Raw genomic sequence first — 25,315 nt, 5'->3', positions numbered from 1 at the left:
CACCTCAGCGGGCAGGGATCAGCAGGGACGCGTCCCCGTAGGAGAAGAAACGATAGCCTTCGGCCACGGCATGACCATAGATGCGGCGCACGGTATCCTCGCCCATCAGGGCCGACACCAGCATCAGCAGGGTGGATTTCGGCAGATGGAAGTTCGTCATCAGCGCGTCCGTCACCTGGAAGCGGTAGCCGGGATAGATGAAGATGTCCGTTTCCCCCCGCCACGGCTGAAGCGTGCCGGAGGCCGCCGCGCTTTCGATCAGGCGCAGGGCGGTGGTGCCGACCGGGATCACCCGCCCGCCGGCCGCGCGGGTGGCGTTGACCTCGCTCGCGGCCTCTTCCGTCACCTCGCCCCATTCGGCGTGCATCTTGTGGGTGGTCACATCCTCCACCTTCACGGGCAGGAAGGTGCCCGCGCCCACATGCAGCGTCACCTCGGTGAAGGTGACGCCCTTGGCGCGCAGGGCCTCCAGCAGGGGGGCGTCGAAGTGCAGGCTGGCGGTCGGGGCCGCCACGGCGCCGGAATGGCGGGCGAAGACGGTCTGGTAATCGTCGTTGTCCTGCGCGTCGGGCGCGCGTTTCGCGGCGATGTAGGGCGGCAGCGGCATCGCCCCCGCCTCGGCCAGCGCCGCGTCGAAATCGTCGGTGTCGAAGGCCAGCACCACCTCCGTTTCCGTCTTGGCGGCGACGGTGGCGGACAGGCGGTCGGAAAAGCGGATCACCTCCCCTTCGGCCAGCTTGCGCAGTGGCTTGGCAAAGGCGCGCCAGCCCTGGGCGCCGGGCTCCAGCAGCGTCACCTCGATCTTCGCCACCGCATCGCCCTGCCCGGTCGGACGGGTGCGCGTGCCGGTCAGGCGCGCCGGGATGACCTTGGTGTTGTTCAGAACCAGCCGGTCGCCGGGTTGGAAGATTTCAACTAGATCGCGGACATGCCGGTCGCGGATCGTGTCGCCTTCGGCCAGCAGCAGGCGCGCCGACGTGCGGGGCTTGGCCGGACGGGTGGCGATCAGCTCCTCGGGCAGGTGGAAGTCGAAATCGGACAGTTTCATTCGGCAAGCCTTGGTGCGGGGCCCCGGAACAGGTCGCGCATCGCGCCGGGGGCCAGAAGGGTCAGGGGGTTCACCCCGATCTCGGGGTCGTCGACGGTGCCGCGCAGGGTGTAGGCCGCGCCGAACACCCCCTCCCCGTCGTGGGAGCCGGCGCCGTTCAGGAACCAGACCGGCGACACGACGCCCTGAAGGAAGAACCGTTGGTCGGCCATGCGGTACACCCCTTCGGCCGTCACGCCAAGGGAGGGGCTGGTCGCCTCGCCGCGATGCACCTCGATCGCGTCGGGGGTCAGGCGGAAGGCCGCGGTGGCCTGATCGAAGAGGATGCCGCCATTGGCCAACTGGTCCGCCGCCCCGATACCGGACAAGGCGTTCACCACGCCGGCAGCCAGAGGAAGGTCGTTGATCCGCATCCCCTGCGCCACCGCCTGCCCGTCATATTCGCCCTTGGCCGCCCGCGGCGTCAGGCGCAGGTCGACGGCGCCGCCCGCGGCCTTTGAAAAGATGCCTGCCGATTGCAGCACGCCGCCCGCATCCTGCGACACCAGATGTACGGCGGTGCCGTGGGCGGCCGGCCCCACATCGCCGCTGACCGGGGTGCCGCCGTTGACGCGGCCGGTGAAGCGGCCCTGGAAGCCGCCGGCCGTGGCAAAGGTGCCGTCCATGTCGGTCAGGGTCAGCGTGTCGGTCACCCGCAACGTGTCAAGACGGGCGTCGATCGGGGTGTTGCCGCTGTCGCCGTCGCCCTCGCCGCCCCCATCCCCAAGGTCCAACCTGCGCAGGTCCACCGTCCCGCCCGTCACGGCCACGGCGGGCGTCGTCTGCCCCGCCCGGGCCGTCAGCACCACGGGCGCGTCCAGCCAACCGTTCAGCCGCACGCGGGACAGGCGCACATCCCGTAATCCGCCCTCGGCCGTCAGCCGCACCGCGCCCGTCGCGTCCAGCCCGCCGCCTTCGACATGCAGGCGGTGCACCTCGGGCACGTCGCCCAGCGTGGCCTGCACCTCCAGCGCGCCGGTGGCGTTGGCGGGCTTGGACCAGCCAATGGCCGCCAGCCCCGCCCCGATGCCTTTCAGGTCCGACGTCAGATGCAGTTCCGGCGCGCCGCCCTTCGGCAGGTCCACATGGAACGTCCCCGGTGCCCGACCCGAAATCAGGCCCTTCGGCAACCCGATGCGGAAGGCGTCCACCGCCCCCTGCGACAGGGTGGCGGTTCCGTCCACGGTGGGCGTGCCGCCCTTCAGCGGCAAGCGATAGGTCGCGCGGAAGGGCACGGTTTCCAGCTCCCCCTCCCCGCCCACGGTCAGGGCGTCGGGGTTGGCCGTCAGGCGCAGTTCGGGGGCGGTCAGGTGCTTCCCCTCGATCAGCGTGCTGGATGTGAAATCGGTGATCCGCCCCTGCACGTCGAATCCCACGTCGTCCGGGTCCAGATCCGGCACCACGGGCACGGTCAGAAGCGTCTGCACCTGCGCGCGACCGGTGCCGATGTCGGGCGACCGCCCTGCCCGCGACAGGAACCGGAACGGAGGCTCGTCCAGCAGCGACAAGGCGGCGGTCACGCTGCTGTCGGTCTTCAGGTTGATGTTCACGTGGATCGGCCGGTCGCGCAGGTCGGGCACCACCAGCGTCGAGCCGTCGGCCGTCACCGGGCCGCCCAGGGGCGGCGTGACATGGCCCCGCGCCAGCTTCATCGCGTAGCGTTCCGCGTGGATGGAGGCGTAGCCCTCCCCGCCCTCGATCGGCGGCAGGGTGCGCAGGAACCGCACGTCGCCGCCCTGGAAGCCATAGTTCAGGGACACCCGCGGTTCCTGCCCCGGGGCGATGCGGATGGCGGCGCGGACGTTGCGCAGATCGCCTTCCAGCACGTTCTCGTCCAGCCATTCGCGGGTGCGCGGCACCAGCCGCACGGGCCACAGCGCCAGAAGCTGGTCGCGCCGGATGCGGTTCAGGCTGGGATCGAAGGACAGCCGCCAGCCGCCTTCATCCGCGCTGACACGGCCATGGCCGCGCAGGATGCGGTCGCCTTCCACAAGCGCCAGCTGCCCGATCTCCACCGTGAAGGGGTCCAGACGCAGCCGCGCGTCCAGCATCCCCGAGGAGAAGCGGACCGGCTCGATGAACTGGCCCTTCAGGTCCACCGCGATGTCCTGAAAGCGCAGCTGCCCCAGGATCGTTTCGGGGATGCCGGCCTTCAGGTCGCGCAGATAGGCCTTGCCATCGGCCGTCACCCGCAGCATCGGCCCCTGCACGTTCAGCCGGTTCAGCGTCACGGTGCGCGCGGCGGGATCATAGGCCAGCGCCATGGCGGCGCTGTCGAAGGGGATTGGCTCCATACCCTCGCGCGGGGCAAGGGCGCCGGGGCCCAGATCCAGCGCGGCGTCAAAGCCGGTCAGCGTCCCCTCGCCGTCGACCGAGGCCGCCATGGTGCCCGCCACCTCGGCCCGCAGGACGTTCAGGGGGGCCAGCGGGGCCGCCTGCGCGGCGATGTCGGGCGCGGCGACGCCGTCCACCCGCACCTTGATCGCGGTGGTGCCGCTGGCGGGATCGACGGCAAGGCCGATGCCCACGCGCCCGGTGGAGGTTCCGTCCACATCGGCCGACAGCTCCGCCTGAAGGACGTTCTCGGGCCGGCGCAACGTCAGCGTCCCGTCGGCCAGTTCCCACACGCGGCCGGCGCGGGCGTCGTCGATGGTGACCCCCACGTTGCGCACGTCGATGAAGCGCAAGGCCTCGGCCACGGGAAGCGTCAGGATGCGGCGGATCTCGTCCAGCGCCTGCGCGTAGCTTTGGATCGGGGACTCCGAGGCCGCGACGCCGAAGGCCAGATCGAAGCTGCCATCCTCGCGACGGCGCACGTTCAGGCGGGCGCCGTCCAGGGTGATCGCCCGCGCGGCGGGCAGCGGTTCGGCCAGGGTCGGGTGGTTGAACGTCACGCGCGCGGCGGGCAGCACCATCATCGGGCTGCCGCCACGGTCCGACACGCGGATGTCGCTGATCTCGATCCGCGGGCGGAACGCACGGTCCAAGGCGATGGACACGCCCCCCACCTGCACCCGCGTGCCCACCGTTCCGGCGCGGCGCAGCGTCAGGTCGATCTGGGTCTGTGCCAAATCCAGCACCGCACGCGGCAAGGGAAGCGGCTGGCCCGACAGCGCAAGAAACCCGGCCACTGCCAGCGGCAGGCCGACCACGGGCACGGCCACCCATGCCACGATCCGCCACGCCTGTCCCCGCCTGCCTGCCACGCCTACCCCGATGCCTTTGATCTTGCGCTTGCCCCGATCCGCGGCAAAACACAACAGGACATAGATGCAGGAGAGGCCATGACCCGCCAAGCCCCGGATTTCACCCTTCCCTCCACCGACGGCGAAATCACGCTGTCGAAGATGGGCGGCAAGGTCGTGCTGTATTTCTATCCCCGCGACGACACGCCCGGCTGCACGCTGGAAGCGCTCGACTTCGACCGGCTGGCGGCGGAGTTCGCGGCGGCGGGCACGAGGGTCATCGGGATTTCGCGCGACACCCTCGCCTCGCACCAGAAGTTCTGCACGAAACACGGGCTGGGGATCACCCTTGCCTCCGACACCGGAGAGGTGACCGAGGCCTATGACGTCTGGGTCGAAAAGACCCTCTATGGCAAGAAAAGCATGGGGATCGAACGGTCGACCTTCCTGATCGATGCCGAAGGGCGGATCCTGCAGGAATGGCGCAAGGTCAAGGTCGCGGGCCACGCCGAGGCCGTTCTGGCCGCCGCGCAGGCCGTTTGATCGGCGGGATTTCGCCGAAATGGGCGGGGTTCCGCCACCCGATCCTGACAAGTTTCCAAATTGGTTGCCCCCCCATCGCCCTTGGTCTTATTCAGTCAGCGGACAGGATCTGGCGAGGGTCAGGCAGGATCATCCGTCGCGCACCGCATTGATCGTTCAGGATCACGCGGCGCCCGGTCCGGGCAACTAAGGAACCGAGACATCGTGCTGAAACGCATCTCCTACCGGCTCAACACGTCGCTGGAACACTGGCTGCCCGAGCAGCGCCTTTACTTGAAGTCCGACACCAACACGCGTTTCGTGCGCATCCGCCCCGCGACGCAGCTGGCCGCCCTGACGGGCAGCGTGGCGCTGGTGGGATGGGTGATGGTCGCCTCGGCCATGGTGTTCATGGACGGCATGGCCACGGGCCCGGGCAAGGTGGCGACGGCACGGCAACAGGCACTGTACGAGGATCGTCTGAACACGATCTCCTCGGACCGTGACACCCGGGCCGAGGAAGCGGCGACCGCGCAGCAGCGTTTCTCCCTCGCGTTGAACGAGGTGTCGGAGATGCAGTCCCGTCTTCTGGAGGCCGAGGATCGTCGCCGCGAACTGGAAAGCGGCCTGGCCGCCGTTCAGGACACGCTGCGCAAGACGCTGTCCGAACGCGACGAAGCCCGCGCCGAGGCACAGCGCATGATCGCCTCGCTGAACGATCAGGACGGCGGGACCGAGGCGACGGACACGCTTCAGATGATGACGGCCGCGCTGGACGACATCGCCCGGGAACGCGACGAGCTGGAACGGACCGCCCAGCAGGCCGGCGCCGAGACGGAAGAGATCCAGACCGCCAAGGCCGCGCTGGAAGCCCGCAATGACGCGATCTTCAGCCAGCTGGAAGACGCCGTGCAGATGTCCATGGAACCGCTGGACAAGATGTTCCGCGCCGCCGGCCTGAACACCGACGACCTGCTGCGCCAGGTACGCCGGGGTTACGGCGGTCAGGGAGGCCCGCTGGAGCCGGTGAGCCTCTCGACCATGAACGGCCGCACCTCCTCCGAAGAAAATCGCGCCAACGCCATCCTCGACGGGCTGGAGCGGATGAACATGTACCGCATCGCCGCCACGCATGTGCCCCTGGCCATGCCGGTGGAGGCCCGCTTCCGCTACTCCTCCCCCTTCGGATACCGCAACGATCCGAAGGGCCGCGGGCGCCGCTTCCACGCCGGTGTCGACATGGCGGCCCCCGTGGGCACGCCCATCCTGGCACCCGGGGACGGCGTCGTGATCCGCGCCGGTGTCGTCAGCGGTTACGGCAACATGATCGAGATCCGCCATGATTTCGGCATCGAAACCCGCTATGGCCACCTGTCCAAGATTCGGGTCAAAGTCGGCGATAAGGTGTCGCGCGGCGACCTGATCGGTGATATGGGATCGACAGGCCGGTCGACCGGCAGCCACCTTCATTACGAAGTGCGTGTCGGCGACAAGGTTGTGAACCCCATGACCTTCATCAAGGCGGGAAGAGATGTTTTCTAAGAGCAGAGTGAATGAGCCGGGTCCCAAGCACGAGGGTGATGCCCAAAGCTGGACCGAGACGAAGTCCGACACCGCCGCCCCCCGCGGGAAAGCGTCGCCGTCAGTGCTGTCGTCCGACCTGACGGTGGTCGGCAACCTGAAAACGACCGGTGACATTCAGGTCGAAGGCACGGTCGAAGGCGACATCCGCGCCCATCTGCTGACGGTCGGCGAAAGCGCCACCATCCGGGGCGAGATCGTGGCCGACGACATCGTCGTGAACGGCCGCGTCATCGGCCGCGTGCGTGGTTTGAAAGTGCGCCTGACCTCCACCGCGCGCGTGGAAGGCGACATCATCCACAAGACGATCGCGATCGAATCGGGCGCCCATTTCGAAGGATCCGTCCAGCGTCAGGACGATCCGCTGCAGCAGGGCAAGAAGGCGATCTCCCCGCCTCAGCCTCAGCCGCAGGTGGCGCCGCCCAAGCCTGCCGTCGACACGCAAGCCTGACCAAAGCGCCCCCCGGGGCGCTTTTTGCTGGCGGCGTTCACCTTCCGGCAAGGCAGCGGCGCGAAGATGCCACCGCGCCGGGGAAGGATCCGCAATGGGCATCAACTATTTCATGAAGACGAGCATCGTGGAGTTCACGCGTCAGGAGTTCCTGGACGTCGTGATCGCACTCGGTGATCCGACGGGCCGTACGGAGGCCGAGGACAGTCGGTAAATCGCACATTTCGACAGGTTGGTGAAACCGGATCCCGAGGCCGGGACATCCTTTTCTACCCCCAACCGGGCCGGGATTCCGAAGATGCCATGGTCGAGGAGGTCGAAACCTTTCGCCGTGAGAACGGCCTACCCGGTTTCCGGGACGCCTGACGTCGCCGGAACTCCCAAGGGCTGCGCGCCACCCTGCCTTCGGGTCGGGCATCGGGTGCCCTCTCCGCCCTGTGAGGGACCCTACTCCGCGTTCGCTTCGGCCCGGCTCTTGCCCGCCACGTCCTGCGCCAGCGTTGCCGCCATGAACAGGTCCAGATCGCCGTTCAGCACGCCCTGGGTGTCGGAGGTTTCCACGCTCGTCCGCAGGTCCTTCACCATCTGGTAGGGTTGAAGGACGTAGGACCGGATCTGGTTGCCCCAACCCGCATCACCCTTGGATTCATGCTGCGCGTTGATCGCGGCGTTCCGGCGGTCCAGCTCCATCTGGTACAGGCGCGACTTCAGCGCGGCCATGCAGTTGGCGCGGTTCTGGTGCTGCGACTTCTCGGAGGACGTCACCACGATGCCTGTCGGCAGGTGGGTGATCCGCACGGCGGAGTCGGTGGTGTTCACGTGCTGCCCGCCCGCGCCCGAGGACCGGTAGGTGTCGATGCGGATGTCGCGATCGGGGATCTCGATCTCGATGTTGTCGTCCACGACCGGATACACCCAGACGGACGAAAACGACGTGTGCCGCCGCGCCGCCGAGTCGTAGGGCGAGATGCGGACCAGCCGGTGCACGCCCGATTCCGACTTCAGCCAGCCATAGGCGTTCTTGCCCGAGATCTTGTAGGATACGGACTTGATCCCCGCCTCCTCGCCCTCGGACAGGGACTGCGTCTCGACCTTGTAGCCCTTCTTCTCGGCCCAGCGGACATACATGCGCGCCAGCATGGACGCCCAGTCGCAGCTTTCGGTGCCGCCCGCGCCCGCGTTCACCTCAAGGAAGGTGTCATTGCCGTCGGCCTCGCCGTCCAGCAAGGCTTCCAGCTCCTTCGCACGGGCCAGCGTCACCAGCTCGCGGATCGCGTTCTCGGCCTCGGTGACGATCTCCTCGTCGCCCTCGGCCTCGCCCAGCTCGATCAGTTCGACGTTGTCGCGCAGCCCCGCCTCGATCAGGTCGTAGGTGGAGATCTGGTCCATCAGCGCCTGACGTTCGCGCATCAGCTTCTGCGCCTTGTCAGGATCGTTCCAGATGTCCCCCGCCTCGATCATGGCGTTGAACTCCTCCAGCCGGTGCGGGGCCGTTTCGCGGTCCATCCGTTGCGCCAGCAGTCCCAGCGTCTTGCGGATCGTCTCGGCGTGGTGCTGGATCTCGGTGCGCATCGTCATCCTCGGGGGTTGGTTCGGTTCGCGGTCATACCCGCTGGATCGTGTCACGGCAAGCGGGGCGGCCTAGTAGAGGCCGCCCGAACTGAGGGTGCCGAAATCGGCGTTGTTCTTCGGAATGACCCGCTGCTGGCCGGTGGAGGTGGTGACCGTCTGCGTGTCGTCCGTCTCTCCCGGGGCGAACAGGGGAAGGTTCGCGCCCATGGCAAAGCCGCCATCGACCGCGCTGCCCCATTGCGGGATCACGCCATCGCGGAAGTATTCCGAAATCACGTTCGGCCCCGACGCGTCCGGCCCCACCGGCGCCCCCGAGAAGCGGTCCACCTTCTGGAAGTAACCACCCGGGGGCACCTTGAATTCGGTCCCGCCGAAGCGCTGCACGGCCTTTTCCATGAAGGCCTGAAACACGGGCACGCACAGCGTCCCGCCATAGGCCGACCGGCCCAGCGACCGCGGCTGGTCATAGCCCATGTAGCACCCCGCCACGATGTTGGAGGTGAAGCCGATGAACCACACGTCCTTGGCGTCGTTGGTCGTGCCGGTCTTGCCCGCGACGGGCACCGGCAGGTTCACGCCCGTGGCCGATCCGCGCTGCACCACCCCGCGCATCATCGACACCAGCTGGTAATCGGTGATCGGGTCCAGCACCTGCTCGCTCTGCCCCTCGATCTGCGGGGCAGCGCCGCTGGGCAGGGAGGCGAGCCCGCAGTTCACGCAGTTGCGCTGGTCGTGGCGGTAGATGGTGCGGCCGAAACGGTCCTGCACCCGGTCCACCAGCGTCGGCTCCACCCGTTTGCCGCCATTGGCGAACATCGCATAGGCCGTGATCATCTTCATCAGAGTCGTTTCCTGCGCCCCGAGGGAGTTCGCGAGGAACTGGCGCATCGGGTCATAGACGCCGAAGCGTTCGGCGTATTGTGCGACGGTGTCCATGCCCACCGTCTGGGCCAGGCGCACCGTCATCAGGTTGCGCGACTGCTCGATTCCCATGCGCATCGGCGCGGGTCCCAGCCATTTCCCCGAGGAGTTCTTGGGCGTCCACAGCCCTTGCGGGGTGTTCAGCTCGATCGGGGCGTCAACCACCGTCGTGGCGGGCGTCATGCCCCGGTCAAGTGCTGCGGCATAGACAAAGGGCTTGAAGGACGAACCCGGCTGCCGCTGCGCCTGCGTGGCGCGGTTGAAGCTGCTGTCCTGATAGGAATAGCCGCCCTGCATGGCCAGAACGCGCCCGGTGTTCACGTCCATCGCCATGAAGCCGCCCTGCACCTCGGGCACCTGCCGCAGGGACCAGCCGTCGCCCGTCCGCTTCACCAGAACCACGTCGCCCGGCGCCACAAGGTCCGAGGCCCCGTCGGCTCGTGGCCCCAGCTTGCCATTGGCGTCCAGCTTGCGCGCCCAGGTGACGTCACTGGCCGGTACGGTGCCGGTGGCGGTTTCACCCTGAATGCCTAGGGTGGCGGAAGACCCCGCCTCCAGCACCACGGCCACGTTCCATTCGGGGATGTCGCGCGGCACGTCGGCCTGCGCCAGCGCGGGGCGCCACGAGTCCTCGCTTTCCAGAACGTCGGCGGGAAGGGTCACGCGGGTGCCGCGCCAGACGCCGTTGCTGCGGTCCAGCTTTTCCAGCCCTTCGCGCAGCGCCTCGGCGGCCAGCGCCTGCAATTCGGGATCCACGGTCGCGCGGATGGTCAGGCCACCGCCGAAGAACTGCTCCTGCCCGAATTCCTGGCTCAGCTGGCGGCGGATCTCGTCGGTGAAATAGCTGCGCGGCGGCAGCGTTTCGCGATAGGGTTCGTAATCGCCGTTCTGCACGGATCGCAGCGGCTCCGCAGCAGAGGCGGTCATCGTCGCCTCGTCGATATAGCCGTTGTCCTTCATCTCGCGCAGGACATAGTTGCGGCGGTTCGTCAGATGCTCCTTGTCGGCCACGGGCGACAGGCTGGGCGCCTGCGGCATGGAGGCGAGGAAGGCCGCTTCCGCCGGCGTCAGGTCCGACAGCGCCTTGTTGAAATAGGTCTGCGCCGCCGCCGCCACCCCGTAGGAGTTCCGGCCGAGGAAGATCTCGTTCAGGTACAGCTCAAGGACCTTGTCCTTGGACAGCGCGGCATCGAGGCGCGTTGCAAGGATGATCTCCTTGATCTTCCGTTCCGCCGTCCGGTCCGACGACAGAAGGAAGTTCTTGGCCACCTGCTGCGTGATGGTGGATGCACCACGCACGTTCTTGCCGCCGGATTTCACGGCCTCGACCGCGGCGGCAACCATGCCGCGCGGGTCATAGCCGTGATGGATGTAGTAGTTCTTGTCCTCGGCCGAGATGAAGGCGTGCTTCACGAGATCGGGGATCTCCTCGGCCGGGACGAAGATGCGGCGTTCCTGCGCGAACTCGTCGATCACCGACCCTTCGCCGTTGTAGATGCGGCTGATGGTGGGCGGGGTGTACTGGGCCAGGCTGTCATGACTGGGCAGATCGCGCGAATACATCCAGAAGATGGTCGCGATCGTCAGCGCGCCGAAGATGGCGGCCAACGTGATCAGCGTGAAGATGGCCCCCAGGACGGAACCGATGAACCTGAACAATGGAAACGCCCCTCGCGACAGTGCAGAGGCGTATATACTCCGGGAGGGCGGCAAGGTCAAAACGCGCTTGCCCTGCCCGTGTGACAAACGCGCGATCTACCGCCGCAGGCCGGGGCGGATCGCGGCGTCCTTGGCCGCCCACATCTTCAGCCCGTCGCGGATCGCCGCCGCCATCCGCGCCCGCCACGCCGCGTCCCGCAGGTTCGCGCGGTCGGCGGCCGAGGACAGGAACCCCAGCTCCACCAGCGCGGAAGGCATGTCGGGCGCCTTCAGCACGGCGAAGTCGGCCGCCTGACGGGGGTGACGGTGCATGTCGATCCGCTGCGCCTTCATCGCGCTTTCCAGCGACCGCGCCAGCCGTTCCGTGCGGGGCGCGGTTTCCACGCGCGCCATGTCCATCAGCACGCCCGCCACGGTGTCGTCGTTGTGCGTCAGGTCCACCCCGGCCAGAATGTCCGTCCGGTCGTGCCAGGCCGCCATGATCTGCGCGGCACGGTCCGTGGCATGATCCGCGAGGGTGTAAAGCGTGGCGCCCGTCGCCTCCCCTTCCCGGACGGCGTCGGCGTGAAGGGACAGGAACACGTCGGCCCCCGCCTGCCGCGCCAGGGTCAGGCGCGTTTCCAAGGGCACGAAACGGTCATCCTCACGCGTCAGGGCCACGCGGAACCCCTGATCCGCCACAAGAAGGCGCTTCAGCTCCTGCGCGAAGGACAGCGTCAGGGCCTTTTCGGTCAGCCCGTCATGCTGGGCCCCGGGGTCGATCCCGCCATGACCGGGGTCCAGCATCACCAGGAGCGGCCCGTCGCCTTCCGGCACGGGGGGCGGCGGTTCCTTGGGCAAGGTCCATTCCTCCGGCTCGGGGCGAAGGGCAGCGACGCGAAAGGCGGCCTCGTCCGCCGGTTCCAGCGCGACCTGAACCGTCGCGTCATCGCGCACCCGCATCTCGGCCGCCGTGATGGCATAGGGGCCGCCCAGCGTCAGGACGATGCGCGACCAGCCGGGGCGGATCGCCCCCGCCTCCACCGCCGTGACGCGCTTGCGGGGGGCGAAGGGCACCTCCGCGATGCTGGTGTCGCGGAAATCCAGCACAAGCCGCGGCGGATCGGCCAGCATCCGGGCACGCCACGGGGCCGGTCCGCTCAGGATCAGCGACACCTCCACCCCGCCGCCCCAGCCTTCGCGCAGGGATCCGCGTTCCAGCTGCGCCTCGGCCAGCGCGATCGTGCCGAAGCCCAGCCACAGGGCCAGCGCCAGCCACACCCGCCTTGAAACCTGCATCCCCTGCCCCCAAACTTGTCCCAAGCCCCTGTTCGCCACATCCGGCGCCAAGGTCAACACTTGCCATTCCGGCGCGTCCGGTGTTCCCTGCCGCGCGACATTCAGGAGATCCCGATGAAACGCCTTGCACTTGCCGCGCTTGCCACGACGATCGCCCTGCCCGCCCTGGCCCAGGACATGACCGACGCCGAGCGTCAGGTCTTCCGCTCCGAAGTCCGCTCCTATCTGATGGAGCATCCGGAGGTGCTGATGGAAGCGATCCAGGTGCTGGACCAGCGCCAACAGCAACAGCAGGCGACCGCGGATGAGGATCTGGTCAGCCAGAACGCCGACGCGATCTTCCACAGCGGCGCGGACTGGGTGGGCGGCAACCCGCAGGGCGACGTCACGGTGGTGGAGTTCATGGACTACCGCTGCGGCTATTGCCGTCAGGCCTCGGCCGAGGTGGACAGCCTCGTGGCCAAGGACGGCAACATCCGCTTCGTGCTGAAGGAGCTCCCGATCCTGGGCGAGCAGTCGGTGCTGGCCTCGCGCTTCGCGCTGGCGGTGAAGATGACGGCGGGGGACGAGGCCTACAAGAAGGTTCACGACCAGTTCTACGCCCTGCGCGGCGACGTGAACGAAGCGGCGCTGAAGCGCATCGCGGGCGATCTGAAACTGGACTGGGCGACCGTGCAGCCGAAGATGGACAGCGCCGAGGTGAGCAAGGTCATCGCCGACAACCACGCGCTCGCCCAGACGCTGCAGATCCAAGGCACCCCCACCTTCGTCATCGATCAGACGATGCTGCGCGGCTATGTCCCCGAAACAGGAATGGCGCAGGTCGTGGCCGACCAGCGCAAGGGATGAAGGCCCGGCGGCGGGTGCTTATTCCGCCGCCTGAACCGCGTCGCCGGCGGCCTTTTCGGCCTCGATCTGGGCGGCCTTCTTTTCGACCTCTTCCACGATGTGTTCGATCATCTGGTCGTTGGACATCCGGTGGCTTTGCTTGCCTGCCAGATAGACCATGCCGTTCCCCGCCCCGCCGCCGGTGAAGCCGATATCGGTCATCAGCGCCTCACCGGGCCCGTTCACGACGCAGCCGATGATCGACAGGCTCATGGACGTGGTGACATGGGCCAGACGATCCTCCAGCGCGGCGACGGTCTTGATGACGTCGAACCCCTGACGCGCGCAGGAGGGGCAGGAGATGATCGTGACCCCGCGATGGCGCAAGCCCAGCGACTTCAGGATCTCGTACCCGATCTTCACCTCTTCCACCGGATCGGCCGACAGGGACACGCGGATCGTGTCGCCGATCCCCATCCACAGCAGGTTGCCAAGGCCGATGGCGGATTTCACCGTGCCCGACACGAGGCCGCCGGCTTCGGTGATGCCAAGGTGGATCGGCGCGTCCGTGGCTTCGGCGATCTGCTGATAGGCCGCCGCGGCCAGAAACACGTCCGAGGCCTTCACGCTGATCTTGAATTCGTGGAAGTCGTTGTCCTGCAGGATCTTGATGTGATCCATGCCGGATTCCAGCATCGCCTCGGGGCACGGCTCGGCGTACTTCTCCAGCAGGTGGCGTTCCAGCGAACCTGCGTTCACGCCGATGCGGATGGAGCAGCCGTAGTCCTTGGCGGCCTTGATGACCTCCTTCACGCGCTTTTCATCCCCGATGTTGCCGGGGTTGATGCGCAGGCAGGCCGCGCCCGCGATCGCGGATTCGATGGCGCGCTTGTAGTGGAAGTGGATGTCGGCGACGATCGGGACCGGGCTTTCGGCGACGATGTGCTTCAGCGCGGCCGACGATTCCTCGTCCGGGACGGACACGCGCACGATGTCGGCGCCGGCTGCGGCGGCGGCCTGGATCTGCGCGATGGTCGCCCGCACGTCATGCGTCAGGGTGTTGGTCATGGTCTGCACCGAGATCGGCGCATCGCCCCCCACCGGCACATTTCCCACCATGATCTGCCGCGACTTGCGACGGTAGATGTTGCGCCAGGGACGGACGTGATTCAAGGACATGGAAAACTCCGCTCTGCCTCAGCGCCCAACATAGGCGCAGGGCCGCACGGGGGCAACCGTCACTCGGTCGCCTGTGCGGTCAGAATGCGGGCCAGATCGGCGTCCTGATCCAGAACCGCCGCCGCGAACGTTCCCGTCAGGGCGTCCGAGGACAGCTCGATGTTCTTGACGACGCGTGCGCCTTCGGCCGCCGGACCATAGGTCTTGCCGTTCACCGCGAAATAGACCGAACCGGAATTGCCCGCCCGAAGGCGTGCCGGTTCTTCCATCTGCGGAACCTCGTACCGTTCGCCGGCGCCAAGGATCTTTTCGAACAGCACGGTGCCATCGGCCGATTGCACGCGCACCCATGCCGGACGCACGGCAAGGATTTCCACCGCCGGGGCCTGCGCCGCGATGACCTGCGGCGGTTCGGCGGCCGGAAGGGCCGGCCCGAACGGCTCGGCCGCGGCAAGCTGGGTCTGACGCGGATCGATGGCAGCAATCGGACCGTCGCGCGCCACCAGAACCGGCACGTCCAGCGCCTGATCGCGCGGACGGTACAGCCGTGTCATCAGGTCGGTCTTGGGAACGTCACCGGCCGCGGGAAGGACATCGGTCGCCACGTCCGTCGCGACGCCCTGCAGCGGGTCCATCTCGGCCACCACCTCGGGCGCGTGGTCGACGGGGGCCAGCTGCACGCGCTGCACTTCCTTCAGGACGGACCATCCGCCGTAACCGATGCCGCCGATCAGCAGCGCCAGAACCAGCACCGACCCGACGGCCCGCAGGTCGATCTGCGAGGCGAAGCTGCGGTTGCGCGGCAGGAACCTGGGATTGGGATCGGCCAGAGGATCCTTGGTGCGGACCGGCACCGGACGCTTGGGCGAGGCCTCCGTGGCCATGCCGTGATGCAGCGTGAAATTCGCTTCCAGACAGAACTTCTGATAGGCCGCTTCCGGATCCATCCCCAGATAGCGGGCATAGGACCGGATGTAGCCCGCGATGAAGCCCTGGCTTTCGAAAGCCGTCAGGTCGCAATTTTCGATGGCGGCGATGTAGGTGGCCTTGATGCGCAACTCCCGTTGCACATCCAGAAGGGATTTTCCGAGCGTGGCACGTTCGCCCCGCATCAAATCGCCAAGACGCAGTTCGAAATCGTCAAACCCCTTGGGTTTGTCGCCGTCCACCGTCGAAGGGGAGGTCCTCCGCCAGATCATTATTGTCTTCGTCCTGCCCCAGAGATGACCGAGTCGTTCGTTCCGACTCAGCGCGCGCCTTGCCGGATGGAATTATCACAGCGCAGAGAGCATTGCATCTGCGGATATCTTCAGGCTGACATCTCGGCACGATTTAGCGCACAGTGATTCCAAAGCGAGTCCATCGCCCGAATAAGTGCGTCCATCTGGCGCGGACCATGCACCGGGGACGGCGTGAAGCGCAGCCGTTCCGTGCCGCGCGGCACCGTGGGGAAGTTGATCGGCTGGACATAGATGCCGTGATCTTCCAGCAGCATGTCCGACAGCATCTTGCAGTGCACCGGATTGCCCACATGCACCGGCACGATATGGCTGCCGTGGTCGATGATCGGCAGACCCAGGCCTTTCAGGCGCATCTTCAGGACGCGGGCCTGCGTCTGGTGCGCCTCGCGCAGCGCGTTGTCGGCCTTCAGGTGACGGATCGACGCCGCCGCCCCGGCCGCCACGGCGGGCGGGATGGACGTGGTGAAGATGAACCCCGGCGCATAGGAGCGGACGGCGTCCAGCATCTTCGCGGTGCCCGCGATATAGCCGCCGAAGACGCCGAAGGCCTTGCCCAGCGTTCCGTTGATGATGTCGATGCGGTCCATCAGCCCGTCGCGTTCGGCCACGCCCGCACCGCGGGGGCCGTACATGCCGACGGCGTGCACCTCGTCCAGATAGGTCAGCGCGCCGAACTCGTCCGCCAGATCGCAGATTTCGGCGATGGGGCCGAAATCGCCGTCCATGGAATAGATCGATTCGAACGCGATCAGGATCGGACGGCCGCGCAGGCCTTCCAGGATCTCGCGCAGGTGGGCCACGTCGTTGTGGCGGAACACGACCTTTTCGCCGCGCCCGTTGCGGATGCCCTGGATCATCGACGCGTGGTTCAGCTCGTCCGAAACGATCACCAGGCCCGGGAACAGCTTCGGCAGCGTTTGCAGCGTCGCGTCGTTGGCCATGTAGGCGGAGGTGAAGACGAGGGCCGCTTCCTTGCCGTGCAGGTCCGCGATCTCGGCCTCAAGCTCCTTGTGATACAGCGTCGTGCCCGAGATGTTGCGCGTGCCGCCCGATCCCGCGCCGGTGGCGTCCAGCGCCTTGTGCATCGCCCCCAGCACGGCCGGATGCTGGCCCATGCCCAGATAGTCGTTGCCGCACCACACGGTGATGTCCTGCTCCGACCCGTCTGGCCGACGGCGCACCGCGTGCGGGAACGCGCCCTGCCGGCGTTCGATGTCGATGAAGGTGCGGTAGCGCCCTTCTTCGTGCAGCCGGTTCAGGGCCGTGTCGAGTGCAAGATCGTAATTCATCAACCATCTCCCTTGCGCCCTTTTGCGGGGGCTGGGTCATGGGCGGGCCGGGGTCCGTCCGATTCAACTGTGACCGTTTATTACGCGCAGGTCACGGGGGAAACTGGACAATATGACATACCCGACCCGACGGGACGTCAGTTCTGGATCAGGATCTGGCAGCCCGCACCGCAGGCCTGAACCGCGTCGGCCGCGGCGCTGCCGCCCTTGGCCAGACCCCATTCGCCCGTGGTCGGAGAGATGGCGAAGGCCTTGGGCGCGTTGCCCCGGAAATCGTCCACAAAGGCCTGCGTGGCGGCTTGCGACAGCTGCACCGGCTGCGGCTGCCATCCGGCGGGGCGGATATAGCCCACGATCTCGCACGCGCGGGGGGCCTTGCGCTTGGCGTTGCAGTCGCGCAGCGCGGCGACCGAGGCGGTGTCCGTGTTGTGGTAGTTCGCGGCTGCGACCGTGGCCTGCACCATGATCCCTTCGTCCGGGGAAATGGCGATCGCCCCGTAATAGGCCTGCTGCGCGCCCACTTGGCGCAGAAGCGCCGCCTGATCGGCGGGCAGGTAATCCTTGGGCAGGATCTCCACCTCGGCATCCGCTTTCGGATACAGCATGCCGCGCAGTTCGCGCAGCCCCATCGTCTGCGCAGATGCGGCGGTGGCCAGAAGCGTGGCGGCCAGAACCCAGTATTTCATCGTGAACCTCCGGTTTTGCGGCAAACATAGCGCAGGGGTGCGGGTCTGGACAGGGGCCGCCCGGCTGATAGGCTGCGCCCCACCAAGAAGGAGAACGCCATGTCGCTGCCATCGGTGCTGGACACCATCGACCATTCGCTGCCCGAGGCGACGGACCGCCTGCTGGAGCTGCTGCGCATCCCGTCGATTTCCACCGATCCCGCCTTCAAGGCCGATTGCGACCGCGCCGCCGACTGGCTGGTGGAGGATCTGAAGACCATCGGCTTCGACGCCGCCAAGCGCATGACTCCCGGGCACCCCATGGTCGTGGCCCATGCGGGCACGACGGGCCCGCACATCCTGTTCTATGGCCATTACGACGTGCAGCCGGTCGATCCGCTGAACCTGTGGGACCGCGACCCCTTCGATCCGCAAGTGCAGGACACCGCCAAGGGCCGCGTCATCCGCGGTCGCGGCTCGGCCGATGACAAGGGCCAGCTGATGACCTTCATCGAGGCTTGCCGCGCGTGGAAGACCGTCCATGGCACCCTGCCCGGCCGCATCACCATCTTCCTTGAAGGTGAGGAGGAGTCCGGCTCCCCGTCCCTCATCCCGTTCATGCAGGAGAATGCGGAGGAACTGCGCTCCGACATCGCGCTGATCTGCGACACGGGCATGTTCGATTCCAAGACGCCGGCCATCGTGACCATGCTGCGCGGCTTGTCGAAATGCGAGCTGACGGTCCACGCGGCCAACAAGGACCTGCATTCGGGCATGTTCGGCGGACCGGCGATGAACCCGATCCGGGTGCTGACGAAGATCCTCGGCACCCTGCACGACGATCAGGGGCGCGTCACGATCCCCGGCTTCTACGACGATGTGGAGGAGTTGCCGGACGCGGTGCGCCAGCAATGGCAGAACCTCGCCTTCGACCATGCGGCCTTCCTGGGTGACGTGGACCTGTCGGTGCCCGCCGGCGAACAGGACCGCACCCCGCTGGAACAGATCTGGTCCCGTCCCACGGCCGAAATCAACGGCATCTGGGGCGGCTATACCGGCGCGGGCTTCAAAACCGTGCTGCCGGCCGAGGCGCATGCCAAGATCAGCTTCCGCCTCGTGTCGAAGATGGACCCGGACAAGATCAACAACGCGTTCGAGGCGTGGTTCAAGGCCCAGCTTCCCGCCGATTGTTCTGTGGAATTCAAGGACGTCAACGGATCGCCCGCCAGCGTGATGTCCATCGACGATCCGGCCTTCGAGAAGGCCCGCAAGGCCCTGTCCGAGGAATGGGGCACGGAGGCCGCCTATGTCGGCGCCGGCGGGTCGATCCCGATCGCGGGGTATTTCAAGGACATCCTCGGCATGGACGCGATGCTGATCGGCTTTGGCCGCGACGACGACCAGATGCATTCCCCGAACGAGAAGTACGACGTGGAAAGCTTCCACAAGGGCATCCGGTCCTGGGCGCGGATTCTGGACAAGCTGATGTGACATCAACGGGGGCTTCGGCCCCCTTTTCCTGATCTGGAAAAGCGAAAAGGCGGCTCCTTGCGGAGCCGCCTTTTTCGTGGAATGGCGCGGTTGACGGGGCTCGAACCCGCGACCCCCGGCGTGACAGGCCGGTACTCTAACCAACTGAGCTACAACCGCATTCCAACGGCAACGGGCATTTCGGGTGAAAGTGGCGCGGTTGACGGGGCTCGAACCCGCGACCCCCGGCGTGACAGGCCGGTACTCTAACCAACTGAGCTACAACCGCAACTTTCACCGTCCGGACCCGCCGAACGTGAGGTGCGTATTACGCAGACCCGCGCGCCCCGTCAAGCGCTGATCCGCGGAAATTTCACGTCCCGCAGAAGGTTCTGTAGCGGCCGAACCCTTCGGAGGCCGGAAGGGCAAGGTTTTCAAGGCCCTCCCGCTCGGTGAAGGGATCGGACACGGCGTCCAGCAACCGCTCGAACGGGGCCATGTCGCCGTGATGGGCGGCGGCGAGCGCTTCCTCCACCTTCTCGTTCCGCGGAATGTAGAGGGGGTTCACCGCATCCATGCGCGTTGCCGCATCCGGCGCAAGGCGCGCGCGCCAGCGGGGCAGCCAGCTTTCCAGCCAATGATCCTTGAACAACTGCGCGCGCAGCGGCGTGTCATCCTGGATGCACTGCGACAGGCGGCGGAAGCACAGCGTCCAGTCCGCGCCCTCGATTCCATCCAGAAACTCCTCGGCCAGGGCGCGGTCGGCCGGCTCCGCCCCGTCCAGCCCCAGCTTCGCCCTCATCCCCGTCAGCCAGGCGTCCTGATAGGTGCCGGCCACGCCTTCGAGGATCTGGGTCGCCCGGTCCACCGCGCGGGTTTCGTCGGCGTCGATCAGGGGCAGAAGCGTTTCGGCCAGACGGGCAAGGTTCCAGCCCAGAATCAGCGGCTGGTTGGCATAGGCATAGCGGCCCTGCCGGTCGATGGAGGAATAGACCGTTCCCGGCGCATAGCCTTCCATGAAGGCGCAGGGCCCGTAATCGATCGTTTCGCCCGAGATGGTCATGTTGTCGGTGTTCATCACGCCATGCACGAACCCGACCAGCATCCATTGCGCGATCAGGCGCGCCTGCGCGGCGGCCACGTCGGCAAAGAACCCTTCGTAATCGCCCGCACGATGGGGATAGTGCCGCGCAATGGCATAGTCGGCCAAACGCTTCACCCCCTCCGCGTCGCCCTGCGCGGCCAGATACTGGAAGGACCCGACCCGCAGATGGCTGGACGCGACGCGCACCAGAACCGCGCCCGGCAGGGGACCATCCTCGCGCAGTACCTCCTCCCCCGTGGTCAGGACGGCCAGGGCACGGGTGGTGGGAATGCCCATGGCGTGCATCGCCTCGGCCACGATGTATTCGCGCAGGACGGGGCCCAGCGCGGCCTTGCCATCCGCGCCGCGCGAAAATGGCGTGCGACCCGACCCTTTCAGCGCGATGTCGTGCAGCCGCCCGTCCGGGCCCGTCACCTCGCCCAGCAGCAGGGCGCGACCGTCCCCAAGGCGGGGGGAAAAGCCGCCGAACTGGTGCCCCGCATAGGCCTGCGCCACCGGACGCGCCCCTTCGGGCAGCTCCAGCCCGGCCAGAAGCGTGGCGGGAAGGTCGGCGGGAAGGCCCAGCTCCTGCGCCAGCGCGCGGTTCAGCCGCAGCACCTGCGGGTGGGGCAGCGGATCGGCCTTCCAGTCGAGGAACATCCCCGGAAGGGCCGAGGCGAAGTCGTGGCGAAGCGGGATCATGATGGACACCTCCTGCATCCGGATATGGGGACGAGCCCTTGCGATGACCAGTACAAAGGCCTTTCGGGAACCAAAAGCGGGCCCAAAGCATTCACGCACCAGTCACGGGTGCATGACCCGGCGCGTGTCACAGGAGAACCACCATGAAACGTCCCCTTTTCCTCATCATCTCTGCCTTTGCGATCGCGGCGACCGTTTCGGCTTGCGGCAACACGCGCGGCCAGCGGGTGGCCACCGGCGCCCTGGGCGGCGCCGTCGCGGGTGAAGTGCTGGGCGGCGAACCGGTCGCCGGCGCTCTGATCGGCGGCGGCATCGGCGCTGTGAACTAAGCCTTTCCCGAGCATCGGAAAACGGCGCGGAGATCTCCGCGCCGTTTTTCGTTGCGCTTGACACTTCCGCAGCGCTTGGCCCTTAATCCCCGCGACTTGATCGCACGGGTTGCCAGACGCCGACATGACTTCCGACATCGCCTTCATAAGAAGTCATCGTTTCGGCGAGGTTGAGGATCGGCTGGCCACCCAGCTGGAAATCGCGTTCGGCGCGGGGAACGTCGCCCTTTGCGTGGATGAAAGCCGCGGGTCCGTCGACACCGGGCGCTGGCCCAAGGCCAGGCTGACCCGCGACCGCGCGGAAGGCATGGTGGGCGGCACCGTTCCCGATGACTGGGGCTGGCGGATGGGCGATCTGTGCCACATCGCCATCGCCGAGGATTTCGGCCCCCGCCGCCACCAATGGCTGATCGAAAGCGACGTGCATGTTCCGGCGGGACAGGAAGACGCGATCTTCGGACGGCTGAACGCCATCACCGCCGATTTCATGGCCTGCGCCCTACGCCCGAAAAAGGTGAAGCCGATGGCGGTCGGGGTGGCCACGGCCCTCCCCTCGGCCGGCTGGGGCTGCATCTTCGCGCTGAACCGGCTGAGCGGCCGGCACGTCCCGGCGGTGCGGCAACTGCGCCGCGACATCCGCGCCGCGATCGCGGCGGGCGCCAAGGTCCAGACCCCCAATGACGAGGCTGTGCTGGCCAATCTGGGGGTGGCGCTGGACTGGACGATGGTGGACCTGTGGGCCGCCATGCCCGACATGTTCAGCCACCGCTGGTTCGACACCAATCCCCCCTCCCTGCGGAGGGAGCTTGACGCGCAGACCGGCTCGCTGCGGGTCAGCCATCCGGTGCTGGAGGTGGATCAGGTGTTCCGCCGGCTGGAAGCCCCGCGGACCGAGGGCCATCCCCAGGCCTACAAGGTGTCGCGTCTGGGCCGCATCCTGGCCGCCATGACGCCCGAGGAAAAGGCCCGCGTGATGAAGCACCTGCAACCCGCGTCCGACACCGGCCTGTAAGGAGCGCGCGGCAATGTCCCCACCCGAGATTGCCAAGGCCCTTCCCACGGACTTCTTCGTTCCCGGCCTGGACGCCGGTTTCGCCCTGCTGCGGCCGGAGGATCTGACCCCGTGCCTGATCCCGCCCTTGCAGGCCGAAGGGCTGACGCTGGTCACCGACTTGGAACAGCGGTTGCGGACCTTCGGCGAATGGAACGACGTCCTTAAGACGCGCAGTTGGGCGCAGGGTGTCGCGTTTCCGACGGTTCTGGGCGTGGCCGATGATGTCGGGGTGATGAGCAATCATCTGACGGTGTGCGGCAAATATTACGTAAGTTCGGCCGGGGGCACGCGCGTGCGGAACCGCTATGCCGCCGCCGGCCCCACCCTCGACGGCGTGCCCCCCGACAAGGCGCTGATCACCTATTTCGAGGACTGCGCCGCCCGCAACACGGCCCCGCTGCCGGTGACGACCGAAGATGTCCGCCACCTTCCCTTCGTGATCGAGGTGAAGAACTTCGGCAACTTCTATCACTTCACGAAGGAATCGTTCCCCCTTCTGACGCTGGTGGAACGGTACGGGCTGACCGGCCCGATCCTTTTTGCCACCGGTTCGCGGGCGACGGCCTCGGGCTTCGTGCAGGACCTGATCGACACGTGGTTCCCCGAACTCGCCCACCGGATCGAGATCCGGCGCGGCTGGCAAAGTTTCGGCCGCGCGCTGGTGGCGCTGGACACGGGGCACTTCCGGTATCAGGCCGCGCTTGTTCCGGGGATCGAGGCGGCGAACGACCCGCCGATCCCGCGGGACGCCAACCGGCGCGGCGTGTATGCCGCCGCCTCCAACAGCTACGAGGAACCGGTGGACGCCCTGCGCCGGCACGTTCATGCCATCATCGGACCGCCGGAACGGCGGCGGCGGCTTTACGTCAAGCGCCGCTCCCAACGCGTGCGCGGCGTGCTGGGGGAGGAACGGCTGCTGGACCGCCTTGCCCCCCTGGGCTTCGAGACCGTGTTCTTCGAGGACATGACGGTTCGAGAACAGGCCCGCACCGTCGCCTCGGCGGACTGCCTGGTGACGCTGCACGGGGCGGGGATGACGAACATGCTGTTCGTGCCGCCCGGTTGCCTGGCGGTGGAGTTGTCGAATCGCCAGACGCTGCTGGCGCGTTACGGGGACTTCAACCCGCTGGCCCTGTCCGCAGGGGCGGTGTACCTGCACGCCTTCATGGATCACGACTTTCCCGACCCGACCGTTCTGCCCGTCTATTCCAAGCATGGGTTGCGCGGGGTCAGCATGACGGATTTCGCGGTGGACGTTCTCGCCTCCCGCATCCACGCGCATCTGGCGCCCGACGCCGCCGACCGCGCGCGGGAGGAGTGCCGCGCCCTGAACGCCGACGGGCGGACGGACCTTCTGCAGGACGCCCTGACGCGGCACGAGACGCTGATCTTCCACGATGCCGACACGCATGTCTGGCACGCCAACTGCGCGCAAACGCCGGAAGACACGCTGGTGCATCTGCGACGGGGCCTGCATCTGGCCCCCCACCGGCTTCCGCTGCTGAAGCGGGCGATGACGGTCGCGCGCAAGGCGGGGGACAACGCGATGTTCCTGGAGGCGCTGGCCTCGTTCCTGCAGGCGGCGCCGCGCCGGGCCAACGCCTTTCTGGCCGAAAAAGGATGGAGCGCGGAAGGCATCGCCTCCTGACGCTCAGCCCAGCATGGGGCGTGCGATCTTGTAGGGATGGGTGGCGGACAGTTCCGCCCCGGCGCGGCCCGACGTCCAGGACGCCCAGCCTTCCAGCCGCTGGCGGTCCGCGTCGGAAATCGCCGTCCGGCAAATGACGACCTGCTGCGCCAGAAAGCCCGACACGGTGGTCGTCTGGCTGGTCAGGTTCGCGCCGAACGAAGACCCGCCCTCGATCGTTTCCACGCCGGTGATGGAATGCGTGCCGCTCAACTCTCCGTCGATGAAGAAGCGGCCCTGAAGGCTTCCCGCCGCGCCGGACATCTGGTGGATCACCGTGCGTTCCGTGCCGGACCAGCTGGCCGACGACGCGATGTCGATCTGGTAGAAGGAGATGCCGATCTCGGTGTTCTTGGCGCGCACCTGAAGGGTGCGCGACTGGCCCTTGGCCTGCCCGCCCCAGCCTACGATGCCCCCATATTGCGTGTCCGCCCCCTGCGAATGCCCCGCCACCAGAAGGGTGTGCGGCGTCTGTCCCGTCGGCAGGCCCGTGCTGGCGCCGGTCATGAACTGCCCCGCCGTCAGGACAAGCCCACCCACCCCGTTGCGGGCCGCCGCGTTGAACACCGGCCGCGCCGACGCCGTCGCCTGCGTCCAGGCCAGCCCGCCGATGCGGTCGGTCCAGCGCTGCACCCGGCGGTCGGCGTCCAGGGTCATGGTGGCGGGATCGGACGCGTCGAACCAGGCCGCGATCCCGTCCAGCTGGGCGGGCGTCCAAGGCACGGCCCGCGCCGTCGACAGAAAGGACGATGTGGTCAGCCCAACATGAATCCCGAGCATTGATGCCTCCATTTTCCAGATGCGCGGAAGGTATGGGGGAAAGCGTTAAGGCGGCATGGGATAGGGGATCGGCGGCCTAACCCTTTGTTCATCATTTTCTGCTTGAACGCTGGACGATCCGAACGCAAAACGCCCAATCCTGCGGCGGGCGATCCGGGGCCGGCGACCCATGAAATCTTGATTGTACGATTCCAGACACTTGCGGGACTTTGACCCGCTTATCGCTTGCCAAGTGGTGGACAACCATCATTCTAAGAATATTTCACCCTGTCCTAAGCAAAGTTTTTCCAACGGATGAAGCCCGATCTGAACATATTTGCGGAAACGGACGTGCAGCGCCAGTTGGGCGGCCTGTGCTGGCGGATGAAGAACGACCGCGTGCAGATCCTGCTGATCACCAGCCGAGAAACCGGACGCTGGGTTCTTCCGAAGGGGTGGCCCATGGTCGACCGGTCCGATGAAAAGGCGGTCGCGATCGAAGCGTGGGAGGAAGCGGGCGTGACCGGCCGCGTGGGTCCCTGGATCGGTCACTACCAGTACGACAAGGTCCAGTACCGGGCCACGGACCGGCAGGTCGTTTTGCCCTGCCGCGTCGACGTTCATGCGGTGCGCGTCACGGACCTGTCCAAACGCTATCCCGAACGGAAACAGCGCCGTCGCAAATGGTTCGATCTTGCCGTCGCCGCGCAGAAGGTGCACGAACCGGATCTGGCAGTCCTTATCGCCGGTTTCGTTCCGCCGGGACACTAGG

The 25,315-nt window shown here is 67.1% G+C and carries 20 protein-coding genes, 2 tRNA genes and 1 pseudogene; 10 read left to right on the top strand and 13 right to left on the bottom strand.

Going from position 1 to position 25,315, the window contains the following annotated elements; translation table 11 throughout:
* Positions 1-4: 4 nt before the first annotated feature.
* Positions 5-1,048, bottom strand: coding sequence for a tRNA preQ1(34) S-adenosylmethionine ribosyltransferase-isomerase QueA (gene queA, locus ACSHZY_RS07035; protein ID WP_435167351.1), 1,044 nt, complete (start codon positions 1,046-1,048; stop codon positions 5-7).
* Positions 1,045-4,293: an AsmA-like C-terminal region-containing protein gene (locus ACSHZY_RS07030; protein ID WP_435167349.1), complete on the bottom strand. Its 3,249-nt coding sequence runs from the start codon at positions 4,291-4,293 to the stop codon at positions 1,045-1,047. The genes queA and ACSHZY_RS07030 overlap by 4 nt, the downstream gene beginning before the upstream one ends.
* Positions 4,294-4,371: 78 nt before the next feature.
* Here ACSHZY_RS07030 and ACSHZY_RS07025 point away from each other — a divergent pair, with 78 nt between their 5' ends.
* The 4 genes and pseudogenes from ACSHZY_RS07025 to ACSHZY_RS07010 form a co-directional block, all read left to right on the top strand.
* A complete protein-coding gene (locus tag ACSHZY_RS07025; protein ID WP_435167346.1) occupies positions 4,372-4,815 on the top strand; it encodes a peroxiredoxin in 444 nt (147 codons plus the stop codon).
* A gap of 204 nt (positions 4,816-5,019) precedes the next feature.
* Positions 5,020-6,336 (top strand): DUF5930 domain-containing protein, encoded by a 1,317-nt coding sequence (locus ACSHZY_RS07020; RefSeq protein WP_435167344.1) that lies wholly within the window; start codon positions 5,020-5,022, stop codon positions 6,334-6,336.
* On the top strand, positions 6,326-6,826 hold the full coding sequence (locus tag ACSHZY_RS07015; protein WP_435167341.1) for a bactofilin family protein: 501 nt from the start codon (positions 6,326-6,328) through the stop codon (positions 6,824-6,826). Before ACSHZY_RS07020 ends, ACSHZY_RS07015 begins: the two co-directional genes overlap by 11 nt.
* 225 nt (positions 6,827-7,051) lie before the next feature.
* Positions 7,052-7,192, top strand: a pseudogene (locus tag ACSHZY_RS07010) (bacteriocin immunity protein); the annotation flags it as partial.
* 81 nt (positions 7,193-7,273) lie between these two features.
* Here the strand turns inward: ACSHZY_RS07010 and prfB are convergent.
* The 3 genes from prfB to ACSHZY_RS06995 form a co-directional block, all read right to left on the bottom strand.
* Complete coding sequence (prfB, locus tag ACSHZY_RS07005; RefSeq protein ID WP_435167867.1) at positions 7,274-8,398, bottom strand: peptide chain release factor 2; 1,125 nt, start codon at positions 8,396-8,398, stop codon at positions 7,274-7,276.
* 69 nt (positions 8,399-8,467) lie between these two features.
* Entirely contained in the window at positions 8,468-10,978 is a 2,511-nt protein-coding gene (locus tag ACSHZY_RS07000) for a penicillin-binding protein 1A (RefSeq protein WP_435167338.1), read from the bottom strand.
* A 96-nt stretch (positions 10,979-11,074) separates the two neighbouring features.
* Positions 11,075-12,256, bottom strand: a complete 1,182-nt coding sequence (locus ACSHZY_RS06995) for an N-acetylmuramoyl-L-alanine amidase (protein WP_435167335.1) — start codon at positions 12,254-12,256, stop codon at positions 11,075-11,077.
* Positions 12,257-12,370: 114 nt separating this feature from the next.
* Here ACSHZY_RS06995 and ACSHZY_RS06990 point away from each other — a divergent pair, with 114 nt between their 5' ends.
* The gene (locus tag ACSHZY_RS06990; RefSeq protein ID WP_435167332.1) at positions 12,371-13,105 is read left to right on the top strand and encodes a DsbA family protein; all 735 of its coding nucleotides are present in this window, start codon (positions 12,371-12,373) and stop codon (positions 13,103-13,105) included.
* Positions 13,106-13,123: 18 nt separating this feature from the next.
* Here ACSHZY_RS06990 and ispG read toward each other — a convergent pair whose 3' ends face one another.
* From ispG to ACSHZY_RS06970, 4 genes are all read right to left on the bottom strand, one after another.
* Positions 13,124-14,263 carry a flavodoxin-dependent (E)-4-hydroxy-3-methylbut-2-enyl-diphosphate synthase gene (gene ispG, locus ACSHZY_RS06985; RefSeq protein WP_435167329.1) on the bottom strand — a complete coding sequence of 380 codons (1,140 nt, stop codon included), beginning with the start codon at positions 14,261-14,263 and terminating at the stop codon, positions 13,124-13,126.
* Between the two features lie 59 nt (positions 14,264-14,322).
* Positions 14,323-15,462 carry a helix-turn-helix domain-containing protein gene (locus ACSHZY_RS06980; protein ID WP_435167326.1) on the bottom strand — a complete coding sequence of 380 codons (1,140 nt, stop codon included), beginning with the start codon at positions 15,460-15,462 and terminating at the stop codon, positions 14,323-14,325.
* 110 nt (positions 15,463-15,572) lie between these two features.
* The gene (gene hemA, locus ACSHZY_RS06975) at positions 15,573-16,793 is read right to left on the bottom strand and encodes a 5-aminolevulinate synthase (protein ID WP_435167323.1); all 1,221 of its coding nucleotides are present in this window, start codon (positions 16,791-16,793) and stop codon (positions 15,573-15,575) included.
* A 137-nt stretch (positions 16,794-16,930) separates the two neighbouring features.
* Positions 16,931-17,479 carry a 5-aminolevulic acid synthase gene (locus tag ACSHZY_RS06970; protein ID WP_435167320.1) on the bottom strand — a complete coding sequence of 183 codons (549 nt, stop codon included), beginning with the start codon at positions 17,477-17,479 and terminating at the stop codon, positions 16,931-16,933.
* 99 nt (positions 17,480-17,578) lie between these two features.
* Between ACSHZY_RS06970 and ACSHZY_RS06965 the strand changes: the two genes are divergently transcribed.
* Entirely contained in the window at positions 17,579-18,949 is a 1,371-nt protein-coding gene (locus ACSHZY_RS06965) for a M20/M25/M40 family metallo-hydrolase (protein ID WP_435167318.1), read from the top strand.
* 82 nt (positions 18,950-19,031) lie between these two features.
* Here the strand turns inward: ACSHZY_RS06965 and ACSHZY_RS06960 are convergent.
* The 3 genes from ACSHZY_RS06960 to ACSHZY_RS06950 form a co-directional block, all read right to left on the bottom strand.
* Positions 19,032-19,108, bottom strand: a tRNA-Asp gene (locus ACSHZY_RS06960).
* A gap of 32 nt (positions 19,109-19,140) precedes the next feature.
* A tRNA-Asp gene (locus ACSHZY_RS06955) sits at positions 19,141-19,217 on the bottom strand.
* Between the two features lie 84 nt (positions 19,218-19,301).
* Positions 19,302-20,714: a protein adenylyltransferase SelO gene (locus ACSHZY_RS06950; RefSeq protein WP_435167315.1), complete on the bottom strand. Its 1,413-nt coding sequence runs from the start codon at positions 20,712-20,714 to the stop codon at positions 19,302-19,304.
* A 143-nt stretch (positions 20,715-20,857) separates the two neighbouring features.
* Here ACSHZY_RS06950 and ACSHZY_RS06945 point away from each other — a divergent pair, with 143 nt between their 5' ends.
* From ACSHZY_RS06945 to ACSHZY_RS06935, 3 genes are all read left to right on the top strand, one after another.
* The gene (locus ACSHZY_RS06945) at positions 20,858-21,043 is read left to right on the top strand and encodes a hypothetical protein (protein WP_435167312.1); all 186 of its coding nucleotides are present in this window, start codon (positions 20,858-20,860) and stop codon (positions 21,041-21,043) included.
* A gap of 124 nt (positions 21,044-21,167) precedes the next feature.
* Positions 21,168-22,055: a hypothetical protein gene (locus ACSHZY_RS06940; RefSeq protein WP_435167309.1), complete on the top strand. Its 888-nt coding sequence runs from the start codon at positions 21,168-21,170 to the stop codon at positions 22,053-22,055.
* A 13-nt stretch (positions 22,056-22,068) separates the two neighbouring features.
* Positions 22,069-23,745, top strand: coding sequence for a glycosyltransferase 61 family protein (locus ACSHZY_RS06935; RefSeq protein ID WP_435167306.1), 1,677 nt, complete (start codon positions 22,069-22,071; stop codon positions 23,743-23,745).
* A 3-nt stretch (positions 23,746-23,748) separates the two neighbouring features.
* Here ACSHZY_RS06935 and ACSHZY_RS06930 read toward each other — a convergent pair whose 3' ends face one another.
* On the bottom strand, positions 23,749-24,564 hold the full coding sequence (locus tag ACSHZY_RS06930) for a hypothetical protein (protein WP_435167303.1): 816 nt from the start codon (positions 24,562-24,564) through the stop codon (positions 23,749-23,751).
* A gap of 294 nt (positions 24,565-24,858) precedes the next feature.
* Here ACSHZY_RS06930 and ACSHZY_RS06925 point away from each other — a divergent pair, with 294 nt between their 5' ends.
* Positions 24,859-25,314: an NUDIX hydrolase gene (locus tag ACSHZY_RS06925; RefSeq protein WP_435167301.1), complete on the top strand. Its 456-nt coding sequence runs from the start codon at positions 24,859-24,861 to the stop codon at positions 25,312-25,314.
* Position 25,315: the final 1 nt, after the last annotated feature.

The sequence above is a fragment of the Falsirhodobacter sp. 1013 genome (assembly GCF_051195255.1).
In the GTDB taxonomy this organism is placed as follows: Bacteria; Pseudomonadota; Alphaproteobacteria; order Rhodobacterales; family Rhodobacteraceae; genus Falsirhodobacter.
The sequence above is the reverse complement of the archived record's forward strand: the minus strand, read 5'-3'. Positions and strand labels throughout refer to the sequence as shown.